At 60.3% G+C, this 24,195-nt stretch carries 21 protein-coding genes; 15 read left to right on the forward strand and 6 right to left on the reverse strand.

Annotated features, from left to right (window positions below; genetic code table 11):
• Nucleotides 1-18: 18 nt before the first annotated feature.
• From J5278_RS12280 to dprA, 5 genes are all read left to right on the forward strand, one after another.
• Complete coding sequence (locus J5278_RS12280; RefSeq protein ID WP_209183560.1) at nucleotides 19-507, forward strand: GNAT family N-acetyltransferase; 489 nt, start codon at nucleotides 19-21, stop codon at nucleotides 505-507.
• A gap of 145 nt (nucleotides 508-652) precedes the next feature.
• Nucleotides 653-1,594: an aspartate carbamoyltransferase catalytic subunit gene (locus J5278_RS12285; RefSeq protein WP_209183558.1), complete on the forward strand. Its 942-nt coding sequence runs from the start codon at nucleotides 653-655 to the stop codon at nucleotides 1,592-1,594.
• Entirely contained in the window at nucleotides 1,591-2,880 is a 1,290-nt protein-coding gene (locus J5278_RS12290) for a dihydroorotase (RefSeq protein ID WP_209183556.1), read from the forward strand. The genes J5278_RS12285 and J5278_RS12290 overlap by 4 nt, the downstream gene beginning before the upstream one ends.
• A gap of 47 nt (nucleotides 2,881-2,927) precedes the next feature.
• Nucleotides 2,928-3,533: a glycerol-3-phosphate 1-O-acyltransferase PlsY gene (gene plsY, locus J5278_RS12295; RefSeq protein WP_142829064.1), complete on the forward strand. Its 606-nt coding sequence runs from the start codon at nucleotides 2,928-2,930 to the stop codon at nucleotides 3,531-3,533.
• Between the two features lie 4 nt (nucleotides 3,534-3,537).
• Nucleotides 3,538-4,689, forward strand: coding sequence for a DNA-processing protein DprA (dprA, locus tag J5278_RS12300; RefSeq protein WP_209183554.1), 1,152 nt, complete (start codon nucleotides 3,538-3,540; stop codon nucleotides 4,687-4,689).
• Here dprA and J5278_RS12305 read toward each other — a convergent pair.
• Nucleotides 4,663-4,875 (reverse strand): hypothetical protein, encoded by a 213-nt coding sequence (locus J5278_RS12305; RefSeq protein WP_209183552.1) that lies wholly within the window; start codon nucleotides 4,873-4,875, stop codon nucleotides 4,663-4,665. The genes dprA and J5278_RS12305 overlap by 27 nt on opposite strands.
• 256 nt (nucleotides 4,876-5,131) lie before the next feature.
• Between J5278_RS12305 and topA the strand changes: the two genes are divergently transcribed.
• From topA to rpmG, 5 genes are all read left to right on the forward strand, one after another.
• The gene (topA, locus tag J5278_RS12310; RefSeq protein ID WP_209183550.1) at nucleotides 5,132-7,825 is read left to right on the forward strand and encodes a type I DNA topoisomerase; all 2,694 of its coding nucleotides are present in this window, start codon (nucleotides 5,132-5,134) and stop codon (nucleotides 7,823-7,825) included.
• On the forward strand, nucleotides 7,822-10,212 hold the full coding sequence (gene rnr / locus J5278_RS12315) for a ribonuclease R (protein WP_209183548.1): 2,391 nt from the start codon (nucleotides 7,822-7,824) through the stop codon (nucleotides 10,210-10,212). The genes topA and rnr overlap by 4 nt, the downstream gene beginning before the upstream one ends.
• Nucleotides 10,213-10,240: 28 nt before the next feature.
• Nucleotides 10,241-10,696: a DUF983 domain-containing protein gene (locus J5278_RS12320; protein WP_209183546.1), complete on the forward strand. Its 456-nt coding sequence runs from the start codon at nucleotides 10,241-10,243 to the stop codon at nucleotides 10,694-10,696.
• A gap of 243 nt (nucleotides 10,697-10,939) precedes the next feature.
• Nucleotides 10,940-12,124: an MFS transporter gene (locus tag J5278_RS12325; protein ID WP_209183543.1), complete on the forward strand. Its 1,185-nt coding sequence runs from the start codon at nucleotides 10,940-10,942 to the stop codon at nucleotides 12,122-12,124.
• Between the two features lie 93 nt (nucleotides 12,125-12,217).
• Complete coding sequence (rpmG, locus tag J5278_RS12330) at nucleotides 12,218-12,385, forward strand: 50S ribosomal protein L33 (RefSeq protein WP_111220602.1); 168 nt, start codon at nucleotides 12,218-12,220, stop codon at nucleotides 12,383-12,385.
• 851 nt (nucleotides 12,386-13,236) lie between these two features.
• On the opposite strand, the gene J5278_RS12335 is transcribed toward rpmG, so the two are convergent.
• A complete protein-coding gene (locus J5278_RS12335) occupies nucleotides 13,237-14,607 on the reverse strand; it encodes a PleD family two-component system response regulator (protein ID WP_142829021.1) in 1,371 nt (456 codons plus the stop codon).
• Nucleotides 14,608-14,624: 17 nt separating this feature from the next.
• The gene (locus tag J5278_RS12340; RefSeq protein ID WP_111220600.1) at nucleotides 14,625-14,996 is read right to left on the reverse strand and encodes a response regulator; all 372 of its coding nucleotides are present in this window, start codon (nucleotides 14,994-14,996) and stop codon (nucleotides 14,625-14,627) included.
• 132 nt (nucleotides 14,997-15,128) lie between these two features.
• On the opposite strand from J5278_RS12340, the gene J5278_RS12345 reads away from it, so the two are divergent.
• From J5278_RS12345 to J5278_RS12355, 3 genes are all read left to right on the forward strand, one after another.
• Nucleotides 15,129-15,437 carry a DUF3572 domain-containing protein gene (locus tag J5278_RS12345; protein ID WP_142829023.1) on the forward strand — a complete coding sequence of 103 codons (309 nt, stop codon included), beginning with the start codon at nucleotides 15,129-15,131 and terminating at the stop codon, nucleotides 15,435-15,437.
• A gap of 2 nt (nucleotides 15,438-15,439) precedes the next feature.
• Nucleotides 15,440-16,081 carry a hypothetical protein gene (locus tag J5278_RS12350; protein ID WP_142829025.1) on the forward strand — a complete coding sequence of 214 codons (642 nt, stop codon included), beginning with the start codon at nucleotides 15,440-15,442 and terminating at the stop codon, nucleotides 16,079-16,081.
• Nucleotides 16,082-16,191: 110 nt separating this feature from the next.
• Complete coding sequence (locus J5278_RS12355) at nucleotides 16,192-17,487, forward strand: DNA polymerase IV (RefSeq protein WP_209183541.1); 1,296 nt, start codon at nucleotides 16,192-16,194, stop codon at nucleotides 17,485-17,487.
• A gap of 90 nt (nucleotides 17,488-17,577) precedes the next feature.
• Here J5278_RS12355 and J5278_RS12360 read toward each other — a convergent pair whose 3' ends face one another.
• Both J5278_RS12360 and J5278_RS12365 read right to left on the reverse strand, forming a co-directional pair.
• Complete coding sequence (locus tag J5278_RS12360; RefSeq protein ID WP_209183535.1) at nucleotides 17,578-19,431, reverse strand: ABC transporter ATP-binding protein; 1,854 nt, start codon at nucleotides 19,429-19,431, stop codon at nucleotides 17,578-17,580.
• A gap of 247 nt (nucleotides 19,432-19,678) precedes the next feature.
• Nucleotides 19,679-20,371 (reverse strand): type 1 glutamine amidotransferase domain-containing protein, encoded by a 693-nt coding sequence (locus tag J5278_RS12365; RefSeq protein WP_209183533.1) that lies wholly within the window; start codon nucleotides 20,369-20,371, stop codon nucleotides 19,679-19,681.
• Nucleotides 20,372-20,551: 180 nt separating this feature from the next.
• Between J5278_RS12365 and J5278_RS12370 the strand changes: the two genes are divergently transcribed.
• Nucleotides 20,552-21,469: a LysR substrate-binding domain-containing protein gene (locus J5278_RS12370; RefSeq protein WP_209184099.1), complete on the forward strand. Its 918-nt coding sequence runs from the start codon at nucleotides 20,552-20,554 to the stop codon at nucleotides 21,467-21,469.
• Between the two features lie 30 nt (nucleotides 21,470-21,499).
• Here J5278_RS12370 and J5278_RS12375 read toward each other — a convergent pair whose 3' ends face one another.
• A complete protein-coding gene (locus J5278_RS12375; protein ID WP_209183531.1) occupies nucleotides 21,500-22,579 on the reverse strand; it encodes a glycosyltransferase family 2 protein in 1,080 nt (359 codons plus the stop codon).
• A gap of 350 nt (nucleotides 22,580-22,929) precedes the next feature.
• Here J5278_RS12375 and J5278_RS12380 point away from each other — a divergent pair, with 350 nt between their 5' ends.
• On the forward strand, nucleotides 22,930-24,192 hold the full coding sequence (locus tag J5278_RS12380; RefSeq protein ID WP_209183529.1) for a L,D-transpeptidase family protein: 1,263 nt from the start codon (nucleotides 22,930-22,932) through the stop codon (nucleotides 24,190-24,192).
• Nucleotides 24,193-24,195 lie beyond the last annotated feature (3 nt).

Consider the following 24,195-nt stretch of genomic DNA (forward strand, 5'->3'; position numbering starts at 1 on the left):
TAGGAGGGAGAGTGCGCCATGTTTCTTGACGTTCGAGGCGCCGTCGATGAGGATATGGAAGCGTGCCACGGATGCCTAGCCGTCGTGGCGGAGGAAGGTCTCTGGCTGTCACGGTTGAACGCCCCACCCATCGATCGGTACGCATCGTGGTGGGAGTCAATGCGCATACGGCAAGCTCCGCAGGCGGTCGCCACCGTTGATGGCAGGGTGATCGGTTGGTGCGACATCTCTCCGCGCGATGGCCCTCTGCATGCCCATATCGGCAGCCTCGGGATCGGAATTGTTCCCGGATACCGCGGCTTGGGTCTGGGGACGCGGCTGATTGCGCTGGCTCTGGCTAAGGCACGAGAAAGAGAGCTAGAACGAATCGAGCTTTCGGTACTGCATGACAACGACGCTGCGATCGGCCTTTACAAGCGGATGGGGTTCGTCATAGAGGGCCGCCGTCGCCGGGACTGGAAACTCGGGAATGTCTACCGCGACAGCATTTTGATGGCGCTTGTGTAGGGCATCCACCGTTGCTCAAAGTGTTCGAGCCAACACCATAAACATGTTGCCGAAGCCCCCTCGCCCGGCCTGAACGTTTCGAACCGCCTTGCCCCCTCGCCGCGCGCTCATTATAGAGCCCCTGACGACATCCGAGGGCGCCCGCATGGTCTTTTTCCCCCACCGCCACCTTATCGGCATCAAAGGTCTCACCGAGCAGGATATCACCTATCTACTCGACAAGGCGGACGAGGCGGTGAAGATCAGCCGGCAGCGCGAGAAGAAGACGTCGACGCTGCGCGGGCTGACGCAGATCAACCTTTTCTTTGAAGCCTCGACGCGGACGCAGGCGTCGTTCGAACTCGCCGGCAAGCGGCTCGGCGCCGACGTGATGAACATGTCGGTGGGCAATTCGTCGGTGAAGAAGGGCGAGACGCTGATCGACACGGCGATGACGCTGAATGCGATGCGCCCTGATGTCCTGATCATCCGCCACTCCAGCGCCGGGGCGGCAGCGCTGCTGGCGCAAAAGGTATCTTGTGCCGTCGTCAATGCTGGCGATGGCCAGCACGAGCATCCGACCCAGGCTCTGCTGGACGCGCTGACCATCCGCCGCGCCAAGGGCAAGCTGTCGCGCATCATCGTTGCCATCTGCGGCGACGTGCTGCATTCGCGCGTCGCCCGCTCCAATATTCTCCTGCTCAATGCCATGGGCGCGCGGGTGCGCGTCGTGGCGCCGGCGACGCTGCTGCCGACCGGGATGGCCGAGATGGGCGTGGAAATCTGCCACTCGATGAAGGAAGGCTTGAAGGATGCAGACGTGGTGATGATGCTGCGCTTGCAGCGCGAGCGCATGTCCGGCGCCTTCGTGCCTTCGGTGCGCGAATATTTCCATTTCTACGGGCTCGATGCCGAGACGCTGAAAGCCGCCAAGGAGGATGCGCTCGTGATGCATCCGGGGCCGATGAACCGTGGCGTCGAAATCGCCTCCGAAGTGGCCGACGGCCCGCAGAGCGTCATCGCCGAACAGGTGGAAATGGGGGTCGCCGTGAGGATGGCCGTGATGGAAACGCTGCTTGTCTCGCAGAACCAGGGGCCGCGCGCATGAACACCATCGTCCTCACCAACGTCCGCATCATCGACCCCTCGCGCCAACTCGACGAGACCGGCACCGTTATCGTCGAGAACGGCGTCATCGTTGCATCCGGCAGGCAAGCCGATGGCCTGCCGTTTCCAGCCGGCGCCACCGTGCGCGATTGCGCCGGGCTGATAGCGGTGCCCGGCCTTGTGGATGCCCGCGTGCATGTCGGCGAACCCGGCAGCGAGTACCGCGAGACGATCGCCTCGGCCAGCCGCGCTGCAGCAGCCGGCGGCATCACCTCCTTCATCATGATGCCGGACACCGACCCTGTCATCGACGACATCGCGCTGGTCGAATTCGTCAAGAAAACGGCGCGCGACAAGGCGGTCGTGAATGTCTATCCCGCCGCTGCCCTTACCAAGGGGCTGGCCGGCACTGAAATGACCGAGATCGGCCTGTTGCGAGAAGCCGGCGCCGTGGCCTTTACCGATGGCCATGCTAGCATCCACGACGCACAGGTGCTGCGCCGGGTTATGACCTACGGCCGCGAGTTCGGCGCCGTCATTGCTTCCGTGCCGCGCGACGAACATCTCGGCGTAGAGGGCGTCATGAACGAAGGCCTGTTTGCCAGCTGGCTCGGCCTATCGGGTATTCCGAAGGAAGCAGAGCTCATCCCGCTCGAGCGCGACCTCCGGATCGCGGCACTGACCCGCAGCAACTACCACGCCGCGATGATTTCGGTGCCTGAGTCGGCCGAGGCGATCAGGAACGCCCGGAAACGCGGCGCCAAGGTCACCTGCGGCATCTCGATCAACAATCTGGCGCTGAACGAGAACGACATCGGCGAATACCGTACCTTCTTCAAGCTCTATCCGCCGCTGAGACCCGAAGACGACCGGATGGCGATGATCGAAGCGCTCGCCGATGGCACGATCGACATCATCGTCTCCTCGCACGATCCGCAGGATGTCGACACCAAGCGGCTGCCTTTCGCTGAAGCGGCCGACGGCGCCATCGGGCTGGAAACCATGCTGGCCGCGGCCCTGCGCCTCCACCACAGCGGCCAGGTCAGCCTGATGCGGCTGATCGATGCCCTGTCGACGCGACCGGCCCAGATCTTCGGGCTCGATGCCGGCACGCTCCAGCCGGGCGCGAAAGCCGATATCACGCTGATCGATATCGACGAGCCTTGGCTTGTCGCCAAGGACATGCTTCTGTCGCGCTCGAAGAATACACCGTTCGAGGATGCCCGGTTCAGCGGCCGGGCGGTAGCGACCTATGTGGGGGGCGCATTGGTCTATTCGCTGAACTGAAAACGGACGCAAAAGCCGGACTATAGGGGGACGATTTGAACGACATCATGAACTGGCAGATCACCGTGCCGCTAGCGCTGGCAGCCCTTGCTATCGGCTATCTGCTGGGCTCCATCCCCTTTGGACTGGTGTTGACCCGCATGGCCGGGCTCGGCGATGTGAGGTCAATCGGCTCCGGCAGCATCGGGGCAACCAATGTGCTGCGCACCGGCAGCAAAAAGCTCGCAGTCGCAACGATGCTGCTCGATGCCCTCAAAGGCACCCTCGCCGCATTTGTCTGCACGCGGCTTTTTGGCGCAGAGGCCGGCCTGCTTGCGGGCTTTGCTGCGTTCATCGGCCATATCTTTCCGGTCTGGATCGGCTTCAGGGGCGGCAAGGGTGTGGCAACCTATATCGGCATCCTGCTGGCGCTGGCGCCGGTTATGGTGCTGCTGTTTGCGGTCGTCTGGCTCACTTGCGCCTTCCTCAGCCGGTACTCGTCGCTGTCCGCACTGGTTGCAACACTTGTTATTCCGGTTGCGCTGTGGATAGTGGGACCCGACAAGATTGCTGCGGCGATGACGCTGATGAGCCTCATCTGCTGGTGGAAACACAAGGCCAACATCGCCAGGCTGACTGCAGGGACGGAAAGCAAGATCGGATCCAAGGGGTAGGTTCATGGCCACGGACAGCGCAAGACGGTCTGGGATTGCGCTGACGGAAAAACAACGGATTGCCTGGCTCAGGCTGATCCGCTCCGACAATGTCGGGCCTGCCACCTTCCGCGACCTCATCAACCACTTCGGCTCGGCTGAAACCGCGCTCGCGATGCTGCCGGAATTGTCGCAGCGCGGCGGCGCAACGCGGGCTATCCGCATCTGCAGCGAAAGCGATGCCCTGCGCGAACTGGAAATTGCCGAGCGCTTCGGAGCGCGCTTCATCGGCATCGGCGAACCCGACTATCCTCCGGCGCTGCGGCAGATCGACGGTGCTCCGCCATTGCTGGCGGCCAAGGGCAATCTTGCCACCGGCACGAAGCCCGCGGTCGGTGTCGTCGGCTCGCGCAACGCCTCGATCAGCGGCGCCAAGTTCGCTGCGATGATCGCGCGGGACTGCGGTCGTGCCGGATATGCGGTGATCTCGGGGCTAGCGCGCGGCATCGATACGGCAGCCCATCGGGCCAGCATCGAGACCGGCACCATCGCGGCACTGGCCGGAGGACTGGACCAGCCCTACCCGCCCGAAAACGTCGGATTGCTCAATGAAATCTGGAACGGCGATGGCATGGCGCTGAGCGAGATGCCATTCGGCTGGGAGCCGAGGGCCCGCGACTTCCCCCGTCGCAATCGACTGATCGCTGGGGCCGCGCTGGGTCTGGTAGTCGTCGAGGCCGCAACGCGCTCCGGCTCGCTGATCACGGCGCGGCTAGCCGGGGAATTCGGGCGGCTGGTGTTTGCCGTGCCCGGCTCGCCGCTCGATCCGCGCTGCCAGGGAACGAACGGCTTGCTGAAGGATGGCGCAATGATCGCCACCAGCCCCGGCGATATCATCGAGGCGCTGGCGCCGCTGTCGGAGATCGACCTGTTCGCGACTCCGATGGCGGAGGAGCCTGGCGAGGATCCCGGCAAGCCGATGCTGCTGCCGCCCGATGACAACGACCGCGCCCGCATCGTCGATTCGCTCGGGCCGACACCGGTCGAGATCGACGACATCATCCGCCACACGGTGCTGGCGGCGGCGTCGGTCTATCTCGTCCTGATCGAACTCGATCTCGCCGGACGGTTGCATCGACACCCCGGCGGGCTAGTGTCGCTCGCCATGGTGGATTGATGCGAGGGGTCGATGGCCGGCCTGGAGGTCGCCGGCCTCGACGTAGGCCATCTCCAGAAGGTAGCACAGAAGATCGGCACGTTCCCTTTCTGCCACCTGCCGCAACTCGCCCAACATCTGGCGGATGAATGCAAAGCTTTCCATGGAGGTCTGCCCTCCCTTATTTTTCAAAGGTTTGGACGTCATTTCGTCTTCCCGTTGCAAGGGTGTATCACTGCATGGACTGTCGTTATCTCTGCATAACAAAGACGATAAAGCATTTATCTATAATTGCAATACGTTTAATATCTCGTAAAAGTTGCGTCACGTTGCAGACGGCAAAAATGCACCGTCCCTCTTGACCGCAGCGATTTCACTGTCCATGTCGAGGGGCCGGGAAGTGAAGATTGCCCGGACACCCGCCTGTTTCTCCTCAGCGCGACCTCCTAATTAGAGAATGATCATGAATGTTGTAGTGGTAGAATCGCCTGCCAAGGCCAAGACGATCAACAAATATCTGGGACCCAACTACAAGGTCCTGGCGTCTTTCGGTCACGTGCGCGATCTGCCCGCCAAGGATGGTTCAGTTCTGCCCGACCAGGACTTCGAGATGCTCTGGGAAGTCGATGCTGCCTCGGCCAAGCGCATGAAGGATATCACGGACGCCATGAAGACGGCCGATGGCCTGATCCTCGCGACCGACCCTGATCGCGAAGGTGAAGCGATCTCCTGGCACGTGCTCGACCTTCTCAACAAGAAGAAGGTGATCGGCACCAAGAAGGTGCAGCGCGTCGTCTTCAACGCCATCACCAAGAAATCCGTTCTCGACGCCATGGCCAATCCGCGCGATATCGACGGACCGCTGGTCGACGCCTATCTGGCGCGCCGGGCTCTCGACTATCTCGTCGGCTTCAACCTGTCGCCGGTGCTGTGGCGCAAGCTGCCGGGCGCCCGCTCGGCCGGCCGCGTCCAATCAGTGTCCCTGCGGCTTGTCTGCGACCGCGAATCCGAGATCGAGCGCTTTGTCTCCGAAGAATACTGGAACCTCTCGGCGCTGTTGAAAACGCCTCGCGGCGATGAATTCGAAGCCCGTCTGACGGTTGCCGACGGCAAGCGTCTGCAGGCCCGCTCGATTGCCAATGGCGAACAGGCCGGCAATCTCAAGACATTGCTCGAAGGCGCCAGCTATGTCGTCGACACCGTCGAGGCGAAGCCAGTCAAGCGCAACCCGTCGCCACCGTTCACCACCTCGACGCTGCAGCAGGCCGCTTCGTCCAAGCTCGGATTTTCCGCGTCGCGCACCATGCAGGTCGCGCAGCGGCTTTATGAGGGCATCGACATCGGCGGCGAGACCGTGGGTCTCATTACTTATATGCGTACCGATGGCGTGCAGATGGCGCCGGAGGCTATCGATGCGGCGCGCAGCGCCATCGGCAGCCAGTTCGGCAATCGCTACCTGCCGGAAAAGGCTCGTTTCTATTCGAGCAAGGCGAAGAACGCCCAGGAAGCGCACGAGGCCGTGCGTCCTACCGACTTCGAACGCATTCCCGATCACTTGCGCAGCGCGCTCGATGCCGACCAGCTGCGTCTCTACGACCTGATCTGGAAGCGGGCGATTGCCAGCCAGATGGCGTCTGCCGAGATCGAGCGGACGACCGTGGAGATCCTGGCGACCAATGGCGGCGACAAGGCCGGCCTGCGTGCCGTAGGCTCCGTTATCCGCTTCGATGGCTTCATCGCCGCCTATACCGACCAGAAGGAAGACGGCGAGCAGAGCGACGACGGCGAAGAAGACGGCCGCCTGCCGGAGATCAATGCCCGCGAAAACCTCGCCAAGCAGAAGATCAACTCGACGCAGCATTTCACGGAACCGCCACCGCGCTATTCGGAAGCGACCCTCATCAAGAAGATGGAAGAGCTCGGCATAGGCCGCCCGTCCACCTATGCGGCGACGCTGGCGACCTTGCGCGACCGCGACTATGTGACGATCGACAAGCGCAAGCTGGTGCCGCAGGCCAAGGGCCGGCTGGTCACCGCCTTCCTCGAAAACTTCTTCACCCGCTATGTAGAATACGACTTCACCGCCGATCTCGAAGAGAAGCTCGACCGGATTTCCGCCGGCGAACTGAACTGGAAGGACGTGCTGCGCGAATTCTGGACGGCCTTCTTCGCGCAGATCAACGACACCAAGGAACTGCGCGTCACCAACGTCCTCGACGCGCTGAACGAGGCGCTGGCGCCGCTGGTGTTCCCGACCCGCGAAGACGGCAGCGATCCGCGCATCTGCCAGGTCTGCGGCACCGGCAACCTGTCGCTGAAGCTCGGCAAGTATGGCGCCTTCGTCGGCTGCTCGAACTACCCGGACTGTAATTTCACCCGCCAGCTCTCGTCTGAAGGCGGCACGGATGCGGAATCGACCGGCCTCAGCGAGCCGAAGGCGCTCGGCAAGGATCCCGTGACCGAGGAAGAGCTGACACTGCGCTCCGGTCGCTTCGGTCCTTATATCCAACGCGGCGAAGGCAAGGAAGCCAAGCGCTCGTCGCTGCCGAAGGGTTGGAAGCCCGAGGATATCGATTATGAGAAGGCGATGGCACTGATCGCGCTGCCGCGAGATATCGGCAAGCATCCCGAAAGCGGCAAGATGATCTCGTCCGGTCTCGGCCGCTACGGGCCGTTCCTGCTGCACGACGGCTCCTACGCCAACCTCGAGACCATCGAGGACGTATTCACCGTCGGTCTCAACCGCGCCGTCACGGTGCTCGCCGACAAGCAGGCCAAAGGCCCAAGCGGTCGCGGCACGCCGGCAGCGCTGAAGGACCTTGGCGACCATCCGGACGGTGGCGGCAAGATCACCGTGCGCGACGGCAAGTATGGGCCCTATGTCAATTGGGGCAAGGTCAATGCGACGTTGCCGAAGGGCAAGGATCCGCAGAGCGTCAGTGTCGAGGAAGCGCTTGCCCTGATCGTCGAAAAGGCCGGCAAGCCTGCCAAGCCGAAGGCTGCCGCCAAGGCCAAGGCCGCACCGAAGGCGAAGGCAGCAGCGAAGACGAAGACCGCTGCCGCATCGGCAAAGACGACCAAGACCGCCGCCAAGCCGGCAGCCAAGGCCAAGGCCAAGCTAGCCGCCAAGAAGACAGTGAAGAAGGCAGCAGAGTGAGCAGAGAACCGCGCAGCAGACCGTCGCCAGTCGAACGTCGTCTCGGCAAGCCCGTGCGCGCCGCCAAGGCTGGCGCGGTCAAGGGTGATGTTACGGCGCCAGCCAGGGACACTATCGTCCAGGGTGTGTTGCCGCCGCGCGAAGTCATTCTGCGCTTCATTGCCGACCATCCACAGCAAGCCTCCAAGCGCGAACTGGCCAAAGCCTTCGGGCTGAAGGGCGAGCAGCGCGTCGAGCTTAAAAACCTGCTGCGCGACCTCGAAGAAGACGGCATGGTGCAGAAGAACCGCAAGTCGCTGATGCGGCCCGGTGCCCTTCCCCCCGTGACCGTGCTCGACATCACCACCCGCGACAAGGACGGCGAGCTGATCGGCCGCCCGGCCGAATGGCCGGAAGATGCCGGCGTCGCGCCTGCCGTTGCCATCCGCCAGACGTCTTCGCCCGCCGGCCGCAACGGCAAGGGCAAGGCACCCGTGGCCGGCATGGGCGACCGGGTTCTGGCCAAGATCTTTCCGGCCGGAGACCGCGGCGGACCGGCCTATACGGCACGGATCATCAAGGTTCTAGACCGCCGCCGCAGTGCTGCACTTGGCGTTTTCCGAGAGATGCCCGGTGGTGGCGGACGGCTGATGCCGGTGGAGCGGCGCGGCGAGGAAATGGTCATCGATCCCGAGGATATCGGCACCGCGAAGGATGGCGACCTTGTCGAGATCGAAGTTGCGCGTCTCGGCCGCTTTGGCCTGCCGCGCGCCAAGGTCCTGTCGGTGCTTGGCTCCGTCGGCTCGGAAAAAGCAATCTCGATGATTGCCATCCATGCTCACGGCATCCCCTACATATTCCCGCTGCCGGTGCTGGCGGAGGCTGACGATGCCAAGCCAGCGACGATGAAAAGCCGCGAAGACTGGCGCAACGTGCCATTGATCACCATCGATCCGGCCGACGCCAAGGACCACGACGACGCCGTATATGCCGAGCTGGACCCTTCTCCCGACAATGTCGAAGGCGTCATCGTCAACGTCGCAATCGCCGACGTCTCCTGGTATGTCAGGCCGAATTCCATGCTCGACCGCGAGGCGCAGAAGCGCGGCAACTCGGTCTATTTCCCCGACCGGGTGGTGCCGATGCTGCCGGAGCGGATCTCCAACGATCTTTGCTCGCTGAAGGAAGGCGTCGACAGGCCGGCGATTGCCGTGCGCATGGTGTTTTCGCGCGAGGGTCGCAAGATCGGCCACACCTTCCACCGCATCATGATGAAGAGTGCCGCCAAGCTCTCCTACCAGCAGGCGCAGGCAGCGATCGACGGAACACCTGACGATCAGACAGGACCGCTGCTGGAACCGATCCTGAAGCCGCTCTACCATGCCTATGGGGTGATGAAACGCGGCCGCGACCGCAGGCAGCCGCTGGAACTCGACATGCCCGAACGCAAGATCCAGCTGAAGCCGGACGGGACAGTCGACCGCGTGGTCGTTCCACCACGGCTGGATGCGCACAAACTGATCGAAGAGATGATGATCCAGGCGAACGTCGCAGCTGCCGAGACGCTGGAAAAGCAGCGGCAGCCGCTGGTGTTCCGCATCCATGACGGCCCGTCGCTTGCCAAGCAGGAGATCCTGAGAACATTTCTGGCGACGCTCGACATTCCGCTCGCCAAGGGCGGCAACATGCGGGCCAACAATTTTAACGGTATCCTTGCCAAGGCAGAAGGCACGCCGCACCAGACGATGGTCAGCGAGATGGTGCTGCGCTCCCAGAGCCAGGCGATCTATAGCCCGGAGAATATCGGCCATTTCGGCCTCAACCTGATGAAGTACGCCCACTTCACCTCGCCGATCCGCCGCTACGCCGACCTTATCGTCCACCGTGCGCTGGTAGGTTCGCTCGGGTTTGGCGAAGGCGGCATCACGCCGGAGCAGGAAGCCGGTCTCGACGACATCGCAGCGGAAATCTCGACCTTCGAGCGGCGCGCCATGGCGGCCGAGCGCGAGACCGTCGACCGCCTGATTGCCCATCACCTCAGCAACAGGGTGGGCGAAGAGTTCGACGGCCGCGTCGGCGGTGTTACCAAGTCGGGCCTTTTCATCGGGCTGCCGGAATTCGGCGCCGATGGTTTCATTCCGATCTCGACGCTCGGCAACGACTATTACATCTATGACGAGGCGCACCAGGCACTGGTCGGCGACCGGACCGGGCTCGGCTACCGGCTTGGCGACAGCGTCAAGGTGAAGCTTGTGGAAGCGGTTCCGCTGGCAGGCGCGCTGCGCTTCGAGATGCTGAGCGAGGGACGCGAACTGCCGCGTGGCATGCGTTCGTTCCACAAGTCTGGACGTGGCGGCACGCCGGTGCGCAAGAAGCCGGGGACGAGGCCACCGCGCGGACGGAAATAGCTGCTGGAGGGCGGCCGGAGGAGGAGTAATGACAGCAAGCGGTTCGACACCCGTCATTCGCTATGGCGGACCTGAAAAAACCGAGCGCCCGCTCGGCCAGGCTATCCTGCGGGGCGCCTGCAGCCGTTGCCCCAACTGCGGCCGTGGAAAGCTTTTCCGGGCGTTTCTGAAACCGGTGGACAACTGCGCTGTCTGCGGCGAGGAGATGTTTCACCACCGCTCCGACGACCTGCCACCTTATCTCGTCATCCTCGTGCTCGGCCACGTTGTCGTCGGCGGCTACATGATATCGGACACGATGCACCATCTGCCGATGTGGGCGACGCTTTCCATCTGGGCGCCGATCACCGTGCTGACGGCGCTTGCCGTCATCCAGCCGATCAAGGGTGGCGTGATCGGGCTGCAATGGGCTCTGCGCATGCACGGCTTCGGTGGACACGAAGACCGCCCGGACGAATTCGATGAAGGCAGCGGCACCGGGTAAGGCTGCAGGACGCCGAGACAAGCCGAAACGGCAGTGTTTTCCCCACGGGACCTGACATCATCACCGGCCATGGGTTGACATGGAGGCTAATTCTTGTCTGAACATTGCCGGCATTGTCGGGCATGCTCCGGCCGCTGCGATCGACCGGACGCCCCGGAATGTGGCGCTCTGGATTAGCCGGCAAGATGCCTTTCTCAATTCTGCGACGCGGACGTTTCGTTCGCTCCATGCTAAGGATCAACCATGACTGAACCGACGAACGGCAAGGTCGGCCATGTCGAAGAAATTCACTGGCCCTCGCTTTTCGCCGCGATCTCGTCGATTTCGGCCGTTGGCATTGCCATCGGTCTCGGCCTGCCCCTTTTCAGCATCATCCTTGAAAAGCGCGGTATCTCGTCGTCGCTGATCGGCCTCAACACAGCGATGGCAGGGATCGCGGCAATGATCGCCGCGCCCATCACCACACGGCTGGCGCACCGCTTCGGCGTTGCCTCGACAATGATGTGGGCGGTATTTCTCTCGGCCGTCAGCGCTGTCGGCTTCTACTATGCGACGGCCTTCTGGATGTGGTTCCCGCTGCGGCTGGTCTTCCACGGCGCGACGACCACGTTGTTCATCCTTTCGGAATTCTGGATCAACGCCGCCTCGCCCCCGGCAAGGCGCGGCTTCGTGCTCGGGCTCTACGCCACGGTTCTTTCTTTGGGATTTGCTGCGGGACCGCTGATTTTCTCCATGGTCGGCAGCGAGGGTATTTTGCCCTTCCTGATCGGCGCGGTCGCCATTCTCGTTGCCGCCATCCCGATCTTCATTGCCCGCAACGAAAGCCCGGTGCTGGAAGAAAAGCCCGAGATGCATTTCATGCGCTATGTCTTCCTGGTGCCGACGGCTACCGCCGCGGTGTTCGTGTTTGGCGCAGTCGAGGCAGGAGGCCTGTCGCTGTTTCCGATCTATGCGACGCGCTCCGGCTTTACCGAATCGCATGCCGCCTTGCTGCTGACGATGATGGGTATAGGCAACGTCGTCTTCCAGATCCCGCTCGGACTGCTATCGGACAAACTGACGGACAAGCGCCCGCTGCTGGTCATCATGGCCTGCATGGGCCTGGTGGGCGCGCTCGCGCTGCCATGGGTGGTAGGCAACTGGATGATAACCGCAGGCCTGCTTCTTTTCTTCGGAGGATGCGTCTCCGGGCTCTATACGGTAGGCCTCAGCCACCTCGGATCCCAGCTGACAGGGCCCGATCTTGCCGCTGCCAATGCGGCGTTCGTGTTTTGCTATGCAATCGGCACGGTCGCCGGCCCGCAGGCGATCGGCACAGCTATTGACGCAGCAGGAACCGATGGATTTGCCTGGGCGATTGCTGGTTTCTTCGGGCTTTATGTGTTGCTTTCCGGGGCCAGACTGCTCTTCCTGGGGAAGAGGGGTTGACTTTTCGGGCGCGATTTGTAATTTCGCGCCATAATTTGCCGTGGACCGCAACCGGCCGTCCACGGCATCATTTTTCTTAAAGGCAGGACGACCATGGCCAAGGCAACAACAATCAAGATCAAGCTTCTGTCGACGGCCGACACCGGCTTCTTCTACGTCACCACCAAGAACAGCCGCACGATGACCGACAAGATGAACAAGACGAAGTACGACCCGATTGCCAAGAAGCACGTCGAGTTCAAGGAAACCAAGATCAAGTAAGATCATTATGGTTTTCAGGTTTTAAAAGGCGCACCTGCAGGGGTTGCGCCTTTTTTAATGTCTGCCGATCGTTTGTTTAATATCTACCGATTTCCTGGCCGATATTGCACGCAAAATCGCGGCATGATAAATCATACATCACTAATATGATGTATCGAACTCCGATCGGCGGTAGCGGTTCGCGTGGCCTGTCATTATAGAAAACGCCGCTCTTCCGGCGGGAAAGAGCGGCGCTCACTAGGGGTCGGACGGATGCAAAGCGGTACGAGGAACCGCAGGGCATGCATCCGACCGACCGACCCCACGAACCAGGTGATGCGGCGGACCTGAGCATCATGGGGTATTTCCGTCCGGCTGGACGATGTTCGACCTCGGCAAACTCGCTTAAAAGTCGGTTAAAATCAAGAAGTCTTCAGTGTCAAAAGAGGTCAGACTGACTCTATGGTTAAATAGGGTGCGGTTGAAACTAGCTTGGGATGCGACGCTTTTTGGCTTAAACTCAAAAATACTGCAAAACGTCAGTATACCTTCAGTTACGACTCAATCTTTTTATACTGAGCAGGCGTTGCTTGCAAAATCTGTGTCCGAAGACATCAGCATGGATATGGATGCATGTCAGCATTACGACATAAATCATCCTGCACTACTGTCGTAAACTCAATATATCTTAAATTCTTATTGACTGAAATTGCGAAATCTCGCAATTTTGGAAATAAAATGACGCATAATTACTTATCAATCTTCTGCGAACCAATCCCGGAAGCGCTACTTTTCAGATATTAAACTTTTGTAATGGCCGCACAAAACAGCTTGCAGTGACTTCCTCTCGCACCGCCGGACGCGCTGCAGGCCTAGGCGGCCGCAGCGACCACGCGGTTTCGTCCACCGTTTTTCGCCTCATAGAGGGCGCGGTCGGCTTGCTTCAATAGTTCATCTGGCCCATCGAGCGATGTCTCGCGGGATGAGATCCCGAAGGAAGCCGTGATGGCGATGGTCTGGCCGGTGCCGCGCAGGGTGAATGGTGTACTTTCGACGGCTGAACGCAGTCGTTCCGCAATAGCGGCTGCGACCGGTGCCGATGTATCCGGCATGACGACCACGAATTCCTCACCGCCGAAACGGCAGGCGAGATCGGCGCCGCGGACGGTGGAGCGTACGCGGGCGGCAAATTCCCGCAGGACCTGATCGCCGGCATCGTGACCGTAGAGGTCATTGACGGCCTTGAAGCGGTCGATATCACTGATGAGGATCGAAAGCGGCCTGGCGCGCTGGACGGATCGCTTGAAGAGAATGGCCAGGTGGTTGTCGAGATAACGTCGGTTGTGCAGCCCGGTCAGCGCGTCAGTGACTGCAAGCTCGATGGTCTCCTGGACGCTGGCGCGCAGACGATCATTGTAGCGCTTGCGCTTGATCTGCGTCAGGCAGCGCGCCACGAGCTCGTTGGTATCCACCGGACGCACGATGTAATCGTTGACACCGAGCTCGAGTGCCCGGACGATCATCTCGTCGGCACCCTGATCGGTGATCAGCAGGACCGGAAGAAATCGCGTCCGCTCCAGCGAGCGCAACTGCGAGCAAAGGCGCAGCGGATCATAGTCGTCGAAATTGGAGTTGACGATCACCAGCTCGAAGGAGCTTTCCGCTGCTTCGAACAAGGCTGCCTGGGCGTCGGACATGGCCACGACATTGGCAATCGGCTTCAAGGCGCGCACGATGCGCTCCTGCGAATTGGCGCGGCCGTCGACCAGCAGGACCTGCGCAATCTCCTCGCCCTTGCCCTCGCCGATCCTGCCATCCTCGAAGCCGAGCGTGCGTGCGGTCTCGGCACGCGAGCGCAGCTCGTCACTTAGGGTCTTCAATCTCAGCAGGCTCTTGACGCGTGAAATCAGCTGGAGGTCATTGACCGGCTTTGTCAGGAAGTCGTCGGCACCGGCCTTGAGGCCGCGAACACGGTCTGCCGGCTGGTCGAGCGCCGTCACCATGACAACAGGGATATGGGCAACCTTCGGATCTGCCTTCAGCCGCTCACAGACCTCAAAGCCATCCATGCCAGGCATCATGATATCGAGCAGAATGAGATCCACCTGGGTGGTGTCGCAGATGGCCAGCGCATCCCTGCCATTATCGGCGGTCAGCACTTCGAAATACTCGGCCAGAAGCCTGGCTTCGAGAAGCTTCACATTCGCCGGAATATCGTCAACAACCAGAATTCGCGCGGTCATATGGTCTTTTTCAACGCTCAGGCGTCGCCCAGATAGGTCTTTATTGTTTCAATGAATTTCGGCACGGAAATCGGCTTGGAGACATAGGCTTCGCAGCCGCCCTGGCGGATACGCTCCTCGTCGCCCTTCATCGCGAAAGCAGTGACGGCAATCACGGGAATGACGTGCAGCTCGTCGTCTTCCTTCAGCCATTTCGTCACTTCCAGCCCGGAAACCTCTGGCAGCTGAATGTCCATCAGGATCAGGTCGGGACGGTGCTTGCGGGCGAGTTCGAGCGCCTCCATGCCGTTGCGGGTCTGGATCGTCGAGTAACCGCACGCCTCGATGAGATCGCGAAAGAGCTTCATGTTCAGCTCATTGTCTTCGACAATCATCACTTGCTTGGGCATAATACAGTGTCCTCGCCACCGGCCTTGAATCCACTCAGCGAAAATATAAGGTCGCGCGGCAGCCGATTCGATAAATCCGTTAGGGTGACGCTAGCGGCATTTGGTTGAGAAAAAGGTAATTTGCCCCGCGAAATGCAAAGCAACTTCAAGAAGCCGAAAGGATCTGACGCAGATCCGCAGGAAATCGCTATCGCTGTACTCGGATGGCTGGCGAACGAGCCGGATATGTTCGGCCGCTTCCTGGCACTGACCGGAATGGAGGCCGCCCAGTTGCGCAATGCTGTCAACGAGCCAAGCTTTCTCGGCGGTCTCTTGGATTTCCTGATGAACCACGAGCCATCGCTTATGGCCTTCTGTGCGGCGACAGGCACTGCGCCAGAGGCGGTCATGGCGGCTTCCGCACACTTCTCAGCTCCAGGCCTCGGCTCGGGGGAATACTGATCTTGGACGAGACAACTGACATAGGACATGTGCCGCTTCGGGACAGACCTCTCGTGGTTTGCGACATCGACGAGGTTGTTCTCGAGTTTCTGACGCCGTTCACCCGCTTTTTGCGCGCCAGGGATCACGACCTTCTGGCGCGCTCCTTCCGTATTCACGGCAACGTCGTCTCGAACCAGGATGGGACGGTGCCGGACGACGAAACCGTTTCGGCCTTCCTCGAGGATTTCTTCCTGACGCAGGACCAGTGGCAGACGCCGGCCGAGCGCGTCGTCGAAACGCTCACCGGCCTTGCCGGAGATGCCGATATCGTCTTCCTGACGGCCATGCCGCCGCGCCACCAGCAAACCCGCCGCGCCGTGCTCGACAGGTTCGGGCTTCACTTCCCGATGATCGCTACCGAGCAGCCAAAGGGGCCGGTGCTCGCGCAGTTGCATGGCGACAGGCCGCAGCCGGTTGTGTTTCTGGACGACATCGAGAGAAATCTGCTCTCCGTCGGACAGGCCGTGCCGGATTGCCTGCTGGTCAACCTCATGGCCAATGCCGATTTCCGGCCGTTCCTTCCAGTGCCGTCGCCCGGGATCGTCAGCGTCGAGGACTGGTCTGCGGCGGACATGTTGATCCGGGCGCATATCGGGCTTTGAGGTCCTGGACTGCAGGCACTTATACATGCTCCACCTCTTGCGCCGATTTTCATCCTTGAGTGGCTAGACCATAATGCATAGAGTGATGATGTTCAACATTTGTTCTCATCATGACCAACTTGCCTGATACCACGCCCGGCTTCTGCCGCGATTGCCTGAGCGAACAGCCGGCGGTCGTGAAGCGTTGCGGTGCGTGCGGCAGTCCAAGGCTTGTCTACCACCGCGAACTCAACGACCTGACGCTCGCGCATATCGACTGCGACGCCTTCTACGCGTCGGTCGAAAAGCGCGACAATCCGGAGCTTGCAGACAAGCCTGTGATCATCGGCGGCGGCAAGCGCGGCGTCGTCTCGACCTGCTGCTACGTCGCCCGCATTCACGGCGTTCGTTCGGCCATGCCGATGTACAAAGCGCTCGAGGCCTGTCCCAACGCGGTCGTCATTCGCCCGGACATGGAGAAATATGTCCGGGTCGGGCGCGAGGTCAGGGCGATGATGGAGGAACTGACGCCTCTGGTGCAGCCGCTTTCCATCGATGAGGCCTTTCTCGAACTTGCCGGCACGCAGCTTCTGCACCAGGATCGCCCTGCCCGTATCCTGGCGAAGTTTGCCAGGCGGGTGCAGTCCGAGATCGGCATCACGGTGTCGGTCGGGCTGTCCTATTGCAAATTCCTCGCCAAGGTCGCCTCCGACCTCAACAAACCACGCGGCTTTTCGGTCATTGGCCGACAGGAGGCAGTCGAGTTCCTGGCGCCACGTCCCGTCACCACCATCTGGGGCGTCGGCAAGGCATTTGCCGCGACGCTGGAGGGCGACGGCATCCGCACCATCGGCCAGCTGCAGGCAATGGACGAAGGAGCCTTGATGCGCCGCTACGGCGTCATGGGGCAGCGGCTGTTCCGGCTGGCGCGCGGCATAGACGATCGCGAGGTGCATCTTAACGACCCCGCCAAGAGCGTGTCTGCAGAGACGACCTTTTTCGAAGATATCTCCCGATATGACGACCTAGTGCCTGTTCTGCGCAACCTCTCCGAAAAAGTGTCGAGACGCCTGAAGAAGGGCGACATCGCCGGCCATACCGTGGTGCTGAAGCTGAAGACGGCGGATTTCAAGAGCCGCACCCGCAACCGCAAGCTCGAAGACCCGACACAACTGGCCGACCGGATTTTCCGGACCGGGCTCAGGCTGCTGGAGGCCGAGACCGACGGCACGAAATTCCGCCTTCTCGGCATCGGCGTTGGCGACCTCTGCGACGCCGGCCGCGCCGATCCGCCAGATCTTGTGGACGAACCCGCCGCCCGGCGGGCCGCAGCCGAGGCAGCAATGGACAAGCTCAGAGCCAAGTTCGGGGATGCATCGGTGGAAACGGGGTACACGTTCGGTGCCGGCAGGCGGGAGCGGTCGTGAAGGACTGACTGGCTGCCCCGTTCAGTGATGCTTACCAGAGCCGCCAGCAAAACTACGAGGCTGGTTGCGTCTGGAAATGCCTGAGATTCTCTAGCCGATCTCCTCCGGCATAAAGCCACCTGTCTGGCGTTTCCACAGACGAGCAAACAGACCGTCCTGTTCGATCAGCGCGTCCGGCGTGCCCTCCTCGACGATCCTTCCCTGATCGAGCACCACGATCCTGTCCATTCTTGCAATTGTCGAGAGCCTGTGGGCTATGGCAATCACCGTTTTCCCTTCCATCACTGCGCTCAGCCTTTCCTCGATGGCCGCCTCCGACTCGCTGTCCAGGGCGGAGGTCGCCTCGTCGAGCACCAGGATAGGCGCATCCTTCAGAATGACGCGTGCAATCGCAATCCGCTGTCGCTGGCCGCCGGAGAGCTTGATGCCGCGATCTCCGACAAAGGCATCCAATCCCTTGCGCCCCTCACCATCGGCAAGCTCGGAAATGAAATCGTTGGCCCGTGCAGCCTGTGCTGCTGCCTCGATCTCCGCTTGATCTGCGTCGGGGCGTCCGTAGCGGATATTGTCGGCAACCGAGCGGTGGAGGAGCGCTACATCCTGGGCAATGACGCCGATCCCCTTGCGCAGGCTCGCCTGGGTGACCTCCCGGATATCCTGTCCATCGATGCGGATCGTGCCGGCAGTGATATCATAAAATCGAAGCAGCAGGTTCACCAACGTCGTCTTGCCGGCGCCGGAGAAGCCGACAAGTCCGATCTTTTCGCCGGGTCTTATCGTGAGCGAGAGATCGGTGATGATGGCCTTGCCGGATGCATAGGAGAAGCCGACGCCCTCGAAGCGGATCTCCCCATGCGACACGGAGAGGTTCTTCGCACCGGGCATATCCGTGATCGTCGGCGGCGTCGTCATCACAGGCATCGCGTCCTTGATGGTGCCGAGCGCCTTGAAGATTTGCTGGCCCATCTGCAGGAAGGTGAAGGATCCCGCCGACAGACGCTGCAGGATATAGACCGTCGCCACGAAATCGCCGACGGTGACAAAGCGGTCGTAGAGGCCGACAAACCCGATCCCCAGCATCACTAGCCAGAGCAGCATATTGAAACTGATGACGACCAGTTCGGTCGTCCGGTAGATGCGTTGCTCATGATGGAGCGTACGCACCGCCTCGGACATGATCTTCCTCAGCGTGCCCGCCTCGCTGTCTTCGGCGGCAAACTGCTTGACCATCTGGATATTGCTGTAGAGGTCGGTCAGCGCACCGGAGATAAGGCTGTTCTGCTTGGCGGAGCGACGTGCACGCTCCGTGAAATCGGGGACGACCTTGATGGTGAAGGCAACGTTCAGCGCAATCCAGACAATGACGGGAAGCGCCAGTTGCCACGACAATGCCAGCAGCAGGAATACGGAGCCGAAGATCTGCAACACGAAGCGCGGCGCGGTCTGGAAGGTGATCAGCATCTGTTGCTGGACGGCATAGGCAACCTGGTTGAGCCGCGACGCGACCTGGCCTGCAAACAGGTCGTGGAAGAAAGCAAGGTCCTGCCGCTCCACCGCCATGTGCCCCTGCCACTGGATGGCGATGGGGAGGCTGATGCCGACGGTATGGGAATTCAGGATATTGGTGACGTAGAAAAATATCGGCATGACCGGGAAGATCATCAAGGCGAGCAGCACCAGCAGCCCCGACCGGCTATCAACAAAGCTCGCGACGCCCTGTGTAGTGATGCCATCGACAATCACAGAGAGCCCCCAGATGATCGTCAGGTTGATCGCCTCGACCACCATCGAACACAGCGCCATGGCAATCAGCACGCCGCGGAACATCTTAATCAGGTGGAGCAGAACTGCGATGGGGCCTTTGGTGGGTAATGGCCGATAAGGGATATCGAGCGGCCGGATCAAGGTTTCGAAGGGACGATAGATCGCATCTGAAATCGACATAAGCCGCTCCGGTGATCATCGGAAAGCGAAAACTCTGGACTAATGAATGGCATACCAGCAGTTCACGTCTCCAACCTCAATGGGAAATCGAACCGGCACGCGAAAAGTGAAGGCGACTGAAGTGGTCCGCAGTGCCGAATTCGGAGACGACACAACTGCCGCGACTTCCTTGCCCCATAAAAATGGCCGGGCTTTAAGGCCAGGCCACTGGTCGAAGAATATCTGCAGGAAACGCTGTTAACCGCGCTTACGCATCCTTGGCGGCAGTCAGTGCCGCGACAAGGATGCCTGCCGTCTCAACGGAAGAGCCTGGATTCTGGCCGGTGATCAGGAGACCGTCCTTGATCGTGTAGGACGCCCAGTCATCGCCGCTGGAATAGACGCCGCCGTTCTGCTTCAGCATATCCTCGACCAGGAAAGGCACGACATCCGTGAGGCCGACGCCATCTTCTTCCGAGTTCTTGAAGCCCGTGACCTTCTTGCCGCTCACCAGCGGTGTTCCGTCGGCAGCCTTCACATGGCGCAGCACACCCGGTGCGTGGCAGACGAGGGCGACGGGCTTGCCGGCCCGGTAAGTGTTTTCAATCAGCGCGATCGAGGTCTTGTCTTCCGCAAGATCCCACAGGGGGCCATGGCCGCCTGGATAAAAGACGCCGTCAAAGTCTTCGTGCGACACGGAGTCAAGCTTAACGGTAGAGGCGAGAACCGCCTGGGCCTTCTGGTCGTTATGGAAACGGCGGGTCTGCTCCGTCTGGGAGCCCTCCTCGTCGCTTTTCGGATCGAGAGGCGGCTGGCCGCCAGCCGGCGAAGCGACGGTGATATCAGCACCCGCTTCAAGGAATGCATAATAGGGAGCGGCGAACTCCTCCAGCCAGAAACCGGTCTTGCGGCCGGTGTTGCCAAGTTCGTCATGCGAGGTCAGAACCATCAGAATTTTCATTTTACAGATCCCATCGAGGGTTTTGAAATCGGGCCCGGCACCACGCCACGCCCTCCTTCCGGGTTCGACGAGCCGCTTGTGGCGGCGCCGTCGTTTCCGATGAGGCGACTATGCGCCCCGGCAAGGAATTTATGAAATTTATTATTTGTATTTCAGATATTCATGAACGATTATGACTGGATGAAATATGATCTCAATCTGCTACCGGTCTTCATCGTCATGATGGAGGAGCGCAATGTCACCCGTGCAGCCGAGCGGTTGGGCATAACCCAGCCAGCCCTGTCGAACGCCCTTAACCGACTGCGCGAGACACTGCGCGACCCGCTGTTTATCCGGGAGCGCTACGGCATGAGGCCGACCCAGATGGCAGAAGAGCTAGCGCCTGTCATCATCGACGCTCTCGCCAAGATCGACGAGGCAATCGTCGGGCAGCAGGATTTCGATCCGCAGCACGCCGAGCGGCTCTTCACTATCGCACCGAACAGCTATGTCGAATTTGTCCTGATGCCCTCGATCGTTTCGAAACTACGCGAACGCGCACCCGGCATCAGGCTGCGTCTCATACCGTTCAACAACGATGCCACGGAAGCCGGCGCGGTATCCGGTGCGACGGACATGGTGATGGGCCGGATCGTGGATCCGCCGGATAATCTGGTCGTCCAGCACCTGATGGACGATGGGCTGGCCTGTGTAGTGAGAGCCGGACATCCTGACATCCGCGACGGTATCTCAAGGGAACAGTACGAGACCCTCAAGCATGTCAACGTCATCCCGCCTGGACGGCTGCGGGCCGGTCTTTTCCAGGCGCTTGGACAGAAGGGCTTGAACCGCGAGGTCGCCGTGTCCGTCACGCACTTTCTGGCCGTGCCGGAGATGATCGCCGTGACGGACTACTGCGCCACCCTGCCCGGCCTCATTTGCCACCACCTTGCTGCGGACCCGCGATTGCGGGTCCTGCCTGCGCCCGTGGACCTCGGCACATTTCCCGTCGAAATGGCCTGGCACGTGCGCTATCGCCAAGACCCGGCTCACCGCTGGCTAAGATCCCTTATCGTCGAGGTCACGAAAGACATTGTCGGGAGCCTTGGTGGCGAATAGAGATAGGCCTGATGTGGACACACTCAATTTTCAACGAATGAAATTTCTCGCCCGTCTAGACGTCCGGAAAAGATACAACGCCGCCAACGAAAGATTTTTCGACTTCAGATTGATGATCTTTGACTGCACCCATATCGCAATACGATTTTTGATACTCAGTTTCGTACATCCGAATATGGTTTCTACATAACCATTCATGATTTCGACCAGTTCGTCCTTGTAAGCCGCCATCTTTTTCTGTTGCGGCGTCTTGGAAAATGCCACGGCCGTAAAGGCATCCGAAATTATCATATGCGTAAAACGCGGCGCGATGAGGTCCCTCACATAGTTGCGCCTCTTGTCGACATCATCGGGAAACTGCGAGCAGAGCTTTTTCACATAACGAAGCCGGCTTCGGCTCATCTTGATGCTGTACGACGTGCTCTCACTGTTGATGCACCAGACGGTGACGGCTTTATCGACAAAGTAATTCGTGTACCCGCGACGGAAGATACGCAGGAAAAGGTCGTCATCTTCGTAGCCGGTAAATTGCGGATCAAAGCCGCCGACTGCCTCGAAAGCTGTGCGCTCGATCAACGACGCTGACGGCAGTACGAACATGTCGTTCGCAAGCAGGTCATTGATGAACCGCTTAGGGTGCAACGCATGCTGCTTGACCATGTCCGAGCGCACGATATTGCCCTCGCCATCCGCCTCCATCAGGTCGCCATAAACCCAACCAAAATGCGGATCGTCAAGAGGAACTGCGTCGAGGAGCGTTGCTATATGCGTTTTCAGGTAGAAGTCATCCTGATCAAGAAAGCAGATGAACCTCGAAGACGTATGTGCAACACCGTAATTTCTTGCAGTCCCTTGGCCGCCATTCTCTTTTCTCAAGACACGAAAGCCCATGGACTGGGCTATTTCGTCAAGCAACGCCGCTTCTTCTGGTGAAGATCCGTCATCGACGACTACAAATTCCGTCGCAGGAACGGTCTGCGCCAACACACTCTCGGCCGACCTACGAATATATTTCGAACCATTATAATAGGGTATTATAACAGCAACAGTTTCTATCCGCGACGCAGTCTCTTGGTGCGGCATTTTCATTTCGACATCACTATCAGACATAGATATTCCAAACTGGCTAAGTCACTGCGGGTTAATACCGAGACACCTTCCGAATATACGGCGGCAGACGACACTTAATCTACCTTAAGGTTCATTAGTATTTACGATAACCTGTCATTCATGCAGACGTATAAGTGCATCGCATGACAGAAACATACAGCAACCTATACCGCTTTTTCGATGCAATACCAATCTCTTGAGTTGTTGCCAAGAGGTTTATTATTAAACCATTATGAAAGTGGTATCACCGCTCGACACAATCTAAAATTGTACTCGATGAGGTCTCAAGTCTTCCTTAAACTTCCCTTGCTATGGTCATAGTCACGAGTATTGCGTTTTTGGTGGACATCATGTTTACGCGTCTGGTTCTTGGTATCGGCCTGCTTTCGGCCACCGCACTGACCCATCCGGCCGAGGCGGCCGATGCTCGGGTGCTTCAGATCGTCGTGTCGACGAACCGGCAGCAGTTATCGGTCTATGACGGCGACACCGTGGTCGCGACCTCGAAAGTGTCGACCGGAAAATCCGGACATTCGACGCCATCGGGCATCTTTTCGGTGCTGGAAAAGGAGGTCTACCACCGCTCCAACATCTATTCGAATTCGCCGATGCCGTTCATGCAAAGACTGACATGGTCGGGCATCGCCCTTCACGAATCCAGCTCTGTGCCGAACTATCCTGCCTCTCACGGCTGCGTGCGCATGCCAAAAGCCTTCGCCAAGAAGCTCTACGCGATGACGCAGCCCGGCGTGCACGTGGTCATCAATGACGCCGCCGTCGTCCCCCAGCCGATCGAGCATGCGACGCTGTTTCATCCGTTGGCCCCGACGGTCAGCGGCCCGATGTTTTCCGAGCTGTCTCTGCGTCCGACGACGTCAGGCTTTCTGTTGCGCGCCGAGCCGGTGGAAGTGGCCATGAACGACACCGCCGCGCTGCCTCCGCCACCGGCGCTCACTGCCCCGCGCAACGAGGCGCCGCTGAGCATCCTGATCACCCGGCGGGGCTTGCGTGAAAACGTCCTCGACCTGCAGCAGCTTCTATCCACCCTCGGTTTCGATGCAGGCCTTCCTGACGGCTATCTCGGTCCTGCCACCGTCCGGGCCATCCGCGATTTTCGCAGTGCCCATGGCCTACCCGCGACAGGTGGGCTGATCGGACCGGAACTGATGAAGGCCGTCTATGCCGCAGCCGGCAAGGGCGAGCCACCGAACGGTGCGATCATGGTACGACAGGGCTTCAAGCCGGTGCTCGAGGCAGCGGCCACCATTGCGGAGCCACAGGAAGCGCTCGGAACGCATTTCTTTACCGCCCACGACGTGGAACGCGCCATTGGCCAGGCGCAGTGGTATGGCATGACGCTGGAGGGCGACCTGTCCAAGGATACGAAAAAGCGCTTCGGCATTACCAGTGAGCGACAATCGGAGGCCTTGGATGCCGCCGACCGGGCCCTCGACCGAATCTCCATCCCCGACGACGTCAGGCAAAAGATCGAGGGCCTTCTGACAACGGGGTCGTCGCTGACCATATCGGACACCGGCGTCGGCCCGGAGACCGGCGACGGCACCGATTTCATCACCATCACGCGGCGTGGCGGTCTGGCAACGAAGGGGTAACCC

This window comes from Rhizobium sp. B21/90 (assembly GCF_019355815.1).
GTDB lineage: Bacteria > Pseudomonadota > Alphaproteobacteria > Rhizobiales > Rhizobiaceae > Rhizobium > Rhizobium rhododendri.